We start from the raw sequence: 8670 nt of genomic DNA, 5'->3' as shown, positions 1-8670 counted from the left end.
GTCACGAGAATAGAATTAAAGAGAAGAGAAATTTAAAGGAATAGTTATGACAAAACCTTACAGAATCAGACATAAGGCTAGTGGATATTTCTATCAACGTTACAACGGAAGTAACCTTGGTAAGAGTGGAAAGGTGTATATGAATAATCAATCACCACTTACAATGTGTGACAATGAGAAATTTATACGTATTCAGATTCGTCACAACACTTTAGCTTATAAGGCATTGAGAGATATGCTTTCCAAATATGCTATAGGTAAAGATGATGAGGGTGAATGGCATAGTACATCTTACAGAGTTCCGAAAAGTGAATTTGAAAAAGAAGAATTATAGCGTATGAAAACAGAAAATATCAAGTTCAAGGCAAAGAAAACCTTGGATGGAAAATGGATAAAAGGTGACTTGGTTCATCACAAAGATTCAGATAACGTCTGGATGACAGACTTTGAGAAACGGCTGACATCACCAATTGACCCCTCTACCATCTGTCAGTTTACAGGTCTGAAAGACTGCAAGGGTAATGAAATTTGGGAACACGACCTTCTGCAAAGCCGAGAAACGAGAGCAATCTCTGAGGTTGTTTGGGATGAGAATGGCGGTTTCATTATTAAAAATTCTGCAGGTGGTGGGTATTTGTTGAATTTCTTAGGCTCAATATTGTCAGTATTCAATTTCAAAGTTGTTGGCAATAAATTCGATAAGGAGAAGTAAGATAAAGCTATGGTAGATGTAAGTAATCAGCACTGGAACGAAGATGGAAGCATTACTATTATATTGAATAGTATAGAAGAAGTCGAAGAGTTCGTTGAGTGTGTTAATATATGGAATAAAATGTGTGAAGATGAAGAATAAGATTTTAAATTTAATCAAGTCAGCCGTTTGGTTCGTATTGTGTTTGCTTGTAGGAGCATTGATATTTGAGGGCATTCGCTCATTGGCTAATAGCAACAAACCTGCAAAGAGAGTTGGTATATCTGTAATCACAGAGGAAGAGCACGATTATCTGGTAGTGGACACGAAACACGGAGTTTGTGTTATTCACGCTGAGAGCTGCCCTTGTCTCAAAAAGAAGTAGTGTATGAGGCTTAAAAAGAAAGAAAAGCTTACGGCATATTGGGATAAGAAAGAGAACTGTATTGGTGCTTATCACCCTCTAGGGTTTATGTATTTAGAGTATTTTATGAGAGGTTACAAAGATAATGCCTATAGTAGCGTAATGGAATGGTTAGACAAAAAGAAGTAGCGTATGATTCTTAAAAAGAAAGATAAGCTAACGGCATATTGGGATAAGAAAGAGAACTGCGTTGGTGCTTATCACCCTCTAGGGTTTATGACCCAAACAGATGCTCATTATCTCTTTGATAATGTCTTTACCAAAGAGTTTGTCAAAGAAATGACTGATAGAGGATATGATGTTACAACGATGAAGTTTGAAATCTCTCCCAAGCTGCCGAACTATGAGCGGTTCAATGGCTTATCAAAAAAGTATTGCAGAAAGGAGAAGTAGCGTATGAAGAAACAAATAGTCTTAGACGAACAAGATATTAAAGAGTTCCACGAGGATGCGGAGCATCTACGTTGGCTATATAACAGAATGGTGTGTTTGTATGGTGAAAGAGTCAACTTTGATTACATGCACCGCTTTGCCAAGATATTCAATAAATTAAAGCAATTATAGCGTATGAAGATTAGATTAGCAAAGAAAATAATGAAAGCCAATTTAGAGGTATATCCTTTTTATTGGCACAGAAGATGGACTCCCTACCATTTATATGTATGTACAGTAAATAAGCCATGGGGAGCAAAGAAAGACCACCGCATCACCAAGGCGATAAGTTTAACAAGTAAAAAGAAGAAAAACGATGAAGAATGAAACATTTGACTTCTCGGAGGCTCTGAGAAGAATGAAGGATGGGAAGAAAGTGAGAAGGGTAATTTGGGAAGAATGTGGAGCTTATATCCATATTGTCTCTGAGACTATTGTGGCTGTATGCGATGGCAAATTCTTTCCTTGTGTTTTCAAAGATTCTGAGGATATTCTCGCAAATGATTGGGAGGAGGTGAAAGGATGAAGATTAGATTAGCAAAGAAGATAATGAAGCAAGCTAGAACAGATATTCCTTGGACTAACTTGTATTGGAGAACTAGAATAGAAATACATGATTTGGGGCATGGTTTTATTTTAGACCACCGCATCTCTAAGGCGAAAAAATTGACAACACGATGGGACGCTCGTAAGCTTATTAACGAATTGGTAAAGCTCAATAAGAAGCATCCGTTCAAGCTAAAAGATATTCAGCGTAGTGCAGAAAGATTAAAACAGTACAGCGTATGAAAGAAGAAAGATGTTGTGGTAACTGCCTTTGGATGGGACGCGAAGACATCTTAGGCAATGGATGGTGCTACAAAAAAGATTGCGAAACATCTTGTGATAAGGTTTGCAAGAAACATGAATTTTAAACTTTAAATATTTAAATGGAAAATAACAATTTAACATTAGACGAGTATCAGCAGTTAGCTCTAGAGACTGCTATTTATCCTAACCCTATCATTTATCCTACATTAGGATTGACAGGTGAAGCTGGTGAAGTTTCTGATAAGGTTAAGAAAGTGTTGCGTGACAACGATTCTGTTTTTACAGATGAAAAGAAGTTAGAAATCGCCAAAGAGATTGGTGATGTACTATGGTATTGCGCAACACTTTCTCGCGATATTGGATTCAAACTTAGTGATATTGGAAAGATGAATTACGAAAAACTCCATTCTCGCCAGTTGAGGGGGAATTTACATGGAAGTGGTGATAATCGATAGCCTATGAACGTACTTACAGACGAACAGAAAAATTACATAAAGGAGCATCCGTGTGAGTCGCCAAGCAGATTGGCGAAGTCATTCGGATGCACCGTACAGACCATCTACTGGTGGCTGCATAAGGTACACGGGGATTCCTTTATCAAAAGGAAGAAGGAAGCGAAGGATGTGAGGAATCAGGCTATTCGTAATCTCTATCCAGATCTTTCTGCCACAGAGGTAGGGAAGATTCTCGGTATAACAAAGACATCGGTCAACAACCTGGCGAGGAGGCTTGGGGTAAAGCATACAGATGAGACTACAAAACGAATACAGAAGGAGAGTGCTGCTCGTACACGTACCGATGAGGCTAATAGAAAGAGACAGGAAACACTGAGAAGGGTTCTTGCCGTTGAGAAGCTGAGAGCTGTCAGCGGTTTGCCGCAGAAGACAAAGCGTAAGTTTAAGACAGTTTCCGGCAAGTGTATGAATGCCAGAAATTATCTTTGCCGAAAGTATAACTACTTTTACGACAAGGATTATGGAGAGTTGCTTACCCTGTTCTTTGACAGCAAAACAAGAATGCTGACCGACGAACAGAAGAAATACTACGAAACGGAGTATAGTATTAAGTTCCTGCAAGCTGAAGAAGATTGAATTTCTGTGCATTATTATATGTTTAGGGGTGGCCACACATCGCGTGCGGTCACCCCTTTTTGTTTGTAAATCAACTAATAACCAAATAAAAACATTAGAAAAAAAACTAAGAACGTTTGTGCAGCTTTGATTTCCAGTATATCCAACCTAAAAATGCGAGAATGCCTATAAAAAGACAAACTGAAGCTATCTTACCTATGCTCAAGAAAGCTTTATCGATCTTTGATAGTTGTTTCTCGACATATACTTTATCTTTCGATATTTTACTTATCACTGAGCTTAAGGAGTCACACTTGCTATGATATATCGCAGCACTATCCTTGTATTCCTTAAGACTAGAAATACTATCTCTCAGTATCTGTACATCTTCCTGTGATATCTCGTGATATTCGTAGTGGAATCTGTCTTCGCCGACTTTGTTTCCGTTCACATCGTACTTCGAAGCTGTGCTGTCCTTTATATGAGTCTTCTCTTTCGTGGTAGACTTCACCGATTCCTTGTGAGATACTTTATATGATTCCAGCTCCTTAATAAGCCTTGCGTTAAAGAGTGAATCCCACTGAGACTCATTGCGATTATCAGTGATATATGTCTGTTTTTCTATCACACGTTCTTTCGCCTTACATCTACAGAACATTGATAGAATCAGCATTGCTACTGCAATGGCGATTACAACTCTTGTTATCTTATCAATCAGTTTCATAAGCAAGCGAATTAATTCTGTTCAGCCAACCATTCTTGAACTTTCTGTTCTGAGGCCTTGTCTGACAGATACGGTCAATGAAATCTTTTCTTTCCTGCTTGATGGTGTCGAACAGATCTCTACCATCTCTTGCGTTAATGGCGGCGATTGTCTTCGAGCCGACAATACCATCGACAGAAACGCCAAGCACTCTCTGTGGAATCTTGATACCATAAGAACCACTGCACCAAAGCCAATCCACGAGGATGTTTGCAATATTCTGATCCTTGATATTGTCAGCCTCCCACTTATCCCAGTAGAACTTCTTGAAGATTATGCCCCATTGCACCCTGGTCATACGCTTTAAATCGTTAACTGTCTTCTTGCTGCCGAATACTGAGCGGTACGTAGCGAGAGTCACACCCATATTGGTAGCTCCACCCAAATCATCCTTATCATAAACGAAGCCACCTTCCCACTTGAGAATGAAAGGCTCCAAAATCTTACTGTTTGCCATTTTTGTTTTCCTCCTCTTTTTTATCAAACTCATTGTTGAGTCTGTCAATAATCGGCTTCCAGTAGCTAGGCAGCGCCTTTGCGAACTCGAATCTCAGAATATAGTAAATAACCCGGAATGAGATGTTCTTAGGGTACGCCTTGATGAGATTTTTAAACGCATTGCATATATACACATAGCAGAATATATACGTAAGCATCTTGATCACAAATAAAGCTTCCGTACCATCGTTGCAACCTAACATGATGCCGTATATCACATATACGATAGATACGTAAAGCAGCATTTCCAAAATTGCGTTCTTGAACTTTGATGCAGAAAAGTTCTTGCATCGTACAACACTCACACCGTCAGCTCGCATACCGCAGAAGATATTGAAGCCAAAGGCAATAACCAACGCCAAGACGAATCCTTCAGTCGGCGTGGCAAAGGCAAGTATAGCTGAAAATATAGTAACACCTATCTGCCGAATCTGTGATGAATCTAATAAATCTGTCATAATCTGTTATCCTGAATAATTAATAAAAATAAAGTTTCGGTCTTTTGATGCAAAGATAGCAAAAAAAACCGAAACTTCATTCAGAATAACGAAAAAATCAGATATTCAGATCATAATATGGCATTCCGCCGTTTTCCAGGAAAGAAACGCATTCGTCGAAAATCTTTCTCTCAAAATCAAGCGTGTTGATTTTCGGGAACCACTTCTTAATCTTTCCGGCGTTGCGTTTTACCATTTCACCCCAGAGGACGCACCAGTCTTCAAGATTAATCTTGTCACTCTTGACCTCGTGCCAATAATCCTTGGCAACGTCTTTAGTGTGAAGTTGCTCAATGAGACAAAGGTGCATATCTGCTATTTCTTCGTCATAATGACACGCACCAATCTCTCCCTTGACCTGCTTCATCATATCAAGCATTACGCTGTCATTCATTCCAACTTCGCAGCAATCTGCCATGATCGTAACACAGTTCTTGATAGCCTGCATGTCATTGCTAGCTATAATGTCTTCGAATACCTTTTTCATAACCGTACGTATTTAGTGCTACTTCAGGAAATACTCTCTGATGTCGTACACACCATCCTTGTCTTTCAATAAATCGAGTGCAAGGTGGTTGGCATACTTAACCAGATGTTCTGTACCAATATCCTTCACGTCTTCCTTGCCGAGTATCTTGGCAATTGTACATCCGTGGTCGCTCACAACCTGATTCATTGCAACGTACAAAGCGTAATCGTTGTAGTAAGGCTTCTCCTCTGTCGCAAGTCCGAGACCGGTCATAGCATTGAGCCACGTCTGCATATCCCAAGTGGCAGATGGATTCATTCCCTTTACAATCTCTGATGCCTCATTCTTGGTAAGATAGTTCTTCCACTTGATGGCGCAGAGCTTATCAAGATACTCTTGCGCCAACTCTGGGTGCTTTGATGCCATATCCTTCATCATGCAGCGCATTGTGTCTCCAAATGTGCGCATATACTTCACGTTGGCTGATGATGCCATCATCCCATACAGCTCATCAAACTTGCTCATAATGTCTTTTGTTTCCATATCTTATATATTTTAACCTATTATCAAATCTTTCAACTCTACAAAGTCCTCCTCTGTGAAGTTGATGCTTCGCTTGCTTCCAAAGAGGATAGCAGTAGCAATTCCATCTGGCAGGTCAATAGACACAACTCCTTTGTCGATATGTCCGTGAATAAAACCTACATCGAATTTGTAATCTTCCACGGATTTTAGCATCTGCATCATATCTTCAAATATCGTGTTGGCATCTATGTTGCCGTCTTCATCGGCAATGAATAGGGTAGCGTTGTCAATGCTCTTACCCCAACTATCCTTGTGTTTGGCGATGATGTTATGTGAAGCTCGCTTCATATACACGGAAGGAATAGCCAATGCAGGATTCTCCTTAACCATGTCGCTAATTCTTGCGTCTGCCCACAAATCCAAAGATGTAAGCAGTTTTTCTTTCAGTTCTGTTACGTTCATTTCTTAGTTTCTCCTTTATGTGTTTTATTGTACCAAGCGAGATACTCTTGCCAAGTCTTGTCGCTGTGGTTAGTCATATAATCGTTGAGCATAGCAGATTTTTGTTCCTCTGCCTGTGCTACTTCTTTTCTTAAACGCTGCATCAAAGACAAATGTTTCTTTAATGCCTCCTGTCCTTGCTGAGTGCTTTCGATACGAGGGCGTATGATGCGCAATTCCTCGTCTTGCACTAGCTTAGACACATATTGCAAGCTATTAACGTATTCCTGATTTTGCATCAAGTACTGACGTTGTGCGCCTGTCAGATTGTCCTCAATCTTGTCAATCTCATCCCAGAGTGGGGTTGAAGATTGCTGCGCTTGCATATTGATAGATGCTCGCTTCTGCTGTATTGCCTCATACATCTTCTGTAGCTCGGCATCCATCATCTGCGGCTGCTGCTGACTTGTGCCCATATCAAGCAAAGGGCTGTTTCCAAAATTCATCATAAAAATTCTTTTTAAGTTGGTGATATTATAGAGAGGTGAGAGGGCATCCACCAACGAGGGCAAACACCCCTCACCAACTCATTTTTTCTTAGTCCTTCTTACAGACTTTCTTGCTCTGTTACGCTCCTGTAGTGGGCGTGGAAGGAGCAGTGCTGTTACAGCAATAGCTGCCGTAGCCTGAAATTACTGGCGTAGATGGGAGTACCAACTGACCACGCAAGCAATTGCAGGTCTTCTCGTTAACGTAAGCCATCATAAGCTTCTCCTTGTAAGGAGTGAGGGCTTCCATCACGGCTACCTTCTTGTCAAGGTCGCTATACTTTGCTTGCAACGCATCGTACTGGTCTCGCTGGTTCTTGTACAGACCGAAGTCCGCATCTACCTGAGACTTGTACAGACCAAACTCAGCCTCCATTGCACGGCGATTCTCTGCATTAATAGCATCTGTTGCACCCTTGTACATAGAGAACTTCTCTGCGATGTCAGTCTCACGCATAGCGTAGAACTTGTTAGCGGTGTCGAGCTTCAAACCGAACATGTCGGTAAGCAGCTTAACCTCATCAGCGCATTCCTTCTCCATTACCTGCAAGGCGGTTGGCTGATTAGCATTCGCATTTGCGCCATAGCCGTTAGCGTTGATGTTCACGTTCTCAGGCATATTGCTGCCACCGAGTGAACCAAACACACTGCGATTACCTCCAAATAACCAAGCACCAAGACCGAGTGCAGTACCAGCTATTCCAAGACCCAATCCAGTCCCTGCGACACCTTTAGAAGCATACTCATCGTGCTTCTTTCCCTCTTCGTAGATTTTCTTCTCTACGACCTTTGCATCTGTCATTTCCATAATACAATCTTTTGAAATCCTTAATATTAACTAACACTATGTAATCGATTACGGATGCAAAGGTACAAAGAACATAGAAGAGTAAATATAACTCTATCACACTTTCTTTTAGTGGTTGATAATCAGTGATTTAAGGTGATAGAAGGTAGCATCATATATCGTTACGTATAATTTAAGGCAAAAAGTGCGTATATTTTTCGGGGAAATGTGTGTGTTTTTGTCTATTATATTGTACCAAACAAAAAAGAGAAGCAATCACTTGCCTCTCTTTAACTTATAAGAAATGTTCAAAGTACAGATACCATCCAACCCCGAACCATCCTATTAGAATCATAGTTGATACCGTTACCCAAGATAGAAAGAACTTATTAACCTTCTTATATTCGTAGGAAAGGTACAGATAAGCAACGAACGTGCAATTGATGATTACTAGTATAGCTACTATAATCAAGGCAAAAAACATAAAGTCCTTAATACTCATATATGCTCGCTTATCCGTGCTGCGATAGGGCTTATTAATACGTTATGATTTTCTCTTACTCTTAATAAAATGCAGAATATCCCATTTCTTCCAATATCTCGTATGCCCACGCTTCTTGCACTCGCCATTCGGGATTTCGCCCCTCGCTACCATCCTATTTAAAGTAGCATCAGACACGTGCAACTTCTCCTTGACTTCCTCGGTAGATAGCAT

General features: G+C 40.2%; 18 protein-coding genes. 9 read left to right on the top strand and 9 right to left on the bottom strand.

Translation table 11 applies throughout. From position 1 onward, the window contains the following. The first annotated feature begins 46 nt into the window (after positions 1 to 46). From DW657_RS15665 to DW657_RS15625, 9 genes are all read left to right on the top strand, one after another. On the top strand, positions 47 to 334 hold the full coding sequence (locus DW657_RS15665) for a hypothetical protein (RefSeq protein WP_118313366.1): 288 nt from the start codon (positions 47 to 49) through the stop codon (positions 332 to 334). A gap of 3 nt (positions 335 to 337) precedes the next feature. Beyond that, positions 338 to 712 carry a YopX family protein gene (locus tag DW657_RS15660; RefSeq protein ID WP_118313365.1) on the top strand — a complete coding sequence of 125 codons (375 nt, stop codon included), beginning with the start codon at positions 338 to 340 and terminating at the stop codon, positions 710 to 712. A 9-nt stretch (positions 713 to 721) separates the two neighbouring features. After that, a complete protein-coding gene (locus tag DW657_RS18630) occupies positions 722 to 853 on the top strand; it encodes a hypothetical protein (protein WP_255415922.1) in 132 nt (43 codons plus the stop codon). Between the two features lie 394 nt (positions 854 to 1247). Continuing rightward, positions 1248 to 1508 (top strand): hypothetical protein, encoded by a 261-nt coding sequence (locus DW657_RS15650; protein ID WP_118313363.1) that lies wholly within the window; start codon positions 1248 to 1250, stop codon positions 1506 to 1508. A 174-nt stretch (positions 1509 to 1682) separates the two neighbouring features. Then, positions 1683 to 1874 (top strand): hypothetical protein, encoded by a 192-nt coding sequence (locus DW657_RS15645; protein WP_118313362.1) that lies wholly within the window; start codon positions 1683 to 1685, stop codon positions 1872 to 1874. Continuing rightward, positions 1864 to 2073, top strand: a complete 210-nt coding sequence (locus DW657_RS15640) for an MW1434 family type I TA system toxin (RefSeq protein WP_118313361.1) — start codon at positions 1864 to 1866, stop codon at positions 2071 to 2073. The genes DW657_RS15645 and DW657_RS15640 overlap by 11 nt, the downstream gene beginning before the upstream one ends. Continuing rightward, positions 2070 to 2336, top strand: a complete 267-nt coding sequence (locus DW657_RS15635) for a hypothetical protein (RefSeq protein WP_118313360.1) — start codon at positions 2070 to 2072, stop codon at positions 2334 to 2336. Before DW657_RS15640 ends, DW657_RS15635 begins: the two co-directional genes overlap by 4 nt. A gap of 140 nt (positions 2337 to 2476) precedes the next feature. Next, positions 2477 to 2812: a nucleoside triphosphate pyrophosphohydrolase family protein gene (locus DW657_RS15630; RefSeq protein WP_118313359.1), complete on the top strand. Its 336-nt coding sequence runs from the start codon at positions 2477 to 2479 to the stop codon at positions 2810 to 2812. 3 nt (positions 2813 to 2815) lie between these two features. Beyond that, positions 2816 to 3448: a hypothetical protein gene (locus tag DW657_RS15625; RefSeq protein ID WP_118313358.1), complete on the top strand. Its 633-nt coding sequence runs from the start codon at positions 2816 to 2818 to the stop codon at positions 3446 to 3448. 106 nt (positions 3449 to 3554) lie between these two features. Here DW657_RS15625 and DW657_RS15620 read toward each other — a convergent pair whose 3' ends face one another. The 9 genes from DW657_RS15620 to DW657_RS18730 all read right to left on the bottom strand — a co-directional run bounded on the left by DW657_RS15620 (position 3555) and on the right by DW657_RS18730 (position 8670). Then, positions 3555 to 4151 carry a hypothetical protein gene (locus tag DW657_RS15620; RefSeq protein WP_118313357.1) on the bottom strand — a complete coding sequence of 199 codons (597 nt, stop codon included), beginning with the start codon at positions 4149 to 4151 and terminating at the stop codon, positions 3555 to 3557. Next, entirely contained in the window at positions 4138 to 4647 is a 510-nt protein-coding gene (locus DW657_RS15615; RefSeq protein ID WP_118313356.1) for a glycoside hydrolase family 108 protein, read from the bottom strand. The genes DW657_RS15620 and DW657_RS15615 overlap by 14 nt, the downstream gene beginning before the upstream one ends. Beyond that, positions 4634 to 5146 carry a hypothetical protein gene (locus DW657_RS15610; protein ID WP_118313355.1) on the bottom strand — a complete coding sequence of 171 codons (513 nt, stop codon included), beginning with the start codon at positions 5144 to 5146 and terminating at the stop codon, positions 4634 to 4636. Before DW657_RS15610 ends, DW657_RS15615 begins: the two co-directional genes overlap by 14 nt. Positions 5147 to 5243: 97 nt before the next feature. Beyond that, positions 5244 to 5672: a hypothetical protein gene (locus DW657_RS15605; RefSeq protein WP_118313354.1), complete on the bottom strand. Its 429-nt coding sequence runs from the start codon at positions 5670 to 5672 to the stop codon at positions 5244 to 5246. An 18-nt stretch (positions 5673 to 5690) separates the two neighbouring features. After that, a complete protein-coding gene (locus DW657_RS15600) occupies positions 5691 to 6197 on the bottom strand; it encodes a hypothetical protein (protein WP_118313353.1) in 507 nt (168 codons plus the stop codon). Positions 6198 to 6209: 12 nt separating this feature from the next. Beyond that, positions 6210 to 6641, bottom strand: a complete 432-nt coding sequence (locus DW657_RS15595; protein ID WP_118313352.1) for a hypothetical protein — start codon at positions 6639 to 6641, stop codon at positions 6210 to 6212. Then, entirely contained in the window at positions 6638 to 7129 is a 492-nt protein-coding gene (locus DW657_RS15590) for a hypothetical protein (protein ID WP_118313351.1), read from the bottom strand. The genes DW657_RS15595 and DW657_RS15590 overlap by 4 nt, the downstream gene beginning before the upstream one ends. Positions 7130 to 7247: 118 nt before the next feature. Next, positions 7248 to 7976, bottom strand: a complete 729-nt coding sequence (locus tag DW657_RS15585; protein ID WP_118313350.1) for a hypothetical protein — start codon at positions 7974 to 7976, stop codon at positions 7248 to 7250. 523 nt (positions 7977 to 8499) lie between these two features. Next, positions 8500 to 8670 carry a helix-turn-helix domain-containing protein gene (locus tag DW657_RS18730; protein WP_147381976.1) on the bottom strand — a complete coding sequence of 57 codons (171 nt, stop codon included), beginning with the start codon at positions 8668 to 8670 and terminating at the stop codon, positions 8500 to 8502.

Source organism: Prevotella sp. AM23-5 (genome assembly GCF_003473645.1).
GTDB lineage: Bacteria > Bacteroidota > Bacteroidia > Bacteroidales > Bacteroidaceae > Prevotella > Prevotella copri_A.
Note: the sequence above shows the minus strand (reverse complement) of the source record. Positions and strands in the feature narration are given on the sequence as shown.

What these genes read in the sequence shown, in the direction of transcription:
- DW657_RS15645 (WP_118313362.1), top strand. Translation starts at nt 1,683, where the DNA reads ATGAAGATTAGATTAGCAAAGAAAATAATGAAAGCCAATTTAGAGGTA.
- DW657_RS15600 (WP_118313353.1), bottom strand. Translation starts at nt 6,197, where the DNA reads ATGGAAACAAAAGACATTATGAGCAAGTTTGATGAGCTGTATGGGATG.
- DW657_RS15610 (WP_118313355.1), bottom strand. Translation starts at nt 5,146, where the DNA reads ATGACAGATTTATTAGATTCATCACAGATTCGGCAGATAGGTGTTACT.
- DW657_RS15650 (WP_118313363.1), top strand. Translation starts at nt 1,248, where the DNA reads ATGATTCTTAAAAAGAAAGATAAGCTAACGGCATATTGGGATAAGAAA.
- DW657_RS15605 (WP_118313354.1), bottom strand. Translation starts at nt 5,672, where the DNA reads ATGAAAAAGGTATTCGAAGACATTATAGCTAGCAATGACATGCAGGCT.
- DW657_RS15640 (WP_118313361.1), top strand. Translation starts at nt 1,864, where the DNA reads ATGAAGAATGAAACATTTGACTTCTCGGAGGCTCTGAGAAGAATGAAG.
- DW657_RS15630 (WP_118313359.1), top strand. Translation starts at nt 2,477, where the DNA reads ATGGAAAATAACAATTTAACATTAGACGAGTATCAGCAGTTAGCTCTA.
- DW657_RS15635 (WP_118313360.1), top strand. Translation starts at nt 2,070, where the DNA reads ATGAAGATTAGATTAGCAAAGAAGATAATGAAGCAAGCTAGAACAGAT.
- DW657_RS15585 (WP_118313350.1), bottom strand. Translation starts at nt 7,976, where the DNA reads ATGGAAATGACAGATGCAAAGGTCGTAGAGAAGAAAATCTACGAAGAG.
- DW657_RS18630 (WP_255415922.1), top strand. Translation starts at nt 722, where the DNA reads ATGGTAGATGTAAGTAATCAGCACTGGAACGAAGATGGAAGCATTACT.
- DW657_RS15590 (WP_118313351.1), bottom strand. Translation starts at nt 7,129, where the DNA reads ATGATGAATTTTGGAAACAGCCCTTTGCTTGATATGGGCACAAGTCAG.
- DW657_RS15615 (WP_118313356.1), bottom strand. Translation starts at nt 4,647, where the DNA reads ATGGCAAACAGTAAGATTTTGGAGCCTTTCATTCTCAAGTGGGAAGGT.
- DW657_RS15595 (WP_118313352.1), bottom strand. Translation starts at nt 6,641, where the DNA reads ATGAACGTAACAGAACTGAAAGAAAAACTGCTTACATCTTTGGATTTG.
- DW657_RS15660 (WP_118313365.1), top strand. Translation starts at nt 338, where the DNA reads ATGAAAACAGAAAATATCAAGTTCAAGGCAAAGAAAACCTTGGATGGA.
- DW657_RS18730 (WP_147381976.1), bottom strand. Translation starts at nt 8,670, where the DNA reads ATGCTATCTACCGAGGAAGTCAAGGAGAAGTTGCACGTGTCTGATGCT.
- DW657_RS15625 (WP_118313358.1), top strand. Translation starts at nt 2,816, where the DNA reads ATGAACGTACTTACAGACGAACAGAAAAATTACATAAAGGAGCATCCG.
- DW657_RS15620 (WP_118313357.1), bottom strand. Translation starts at nt 4,151, where the DNA reads ATGAAACTGATTGATAAGATAACAAGAGTTGTAATCGCCATTGCAGTA.
- DW657_RS15665 (WP_118313366.1), top strand. Translation starts at nt 47, where the DNA reads ATGACAAAACCTTACAGAATCAGACATAAGGCTAGTGGATATTTCTAT.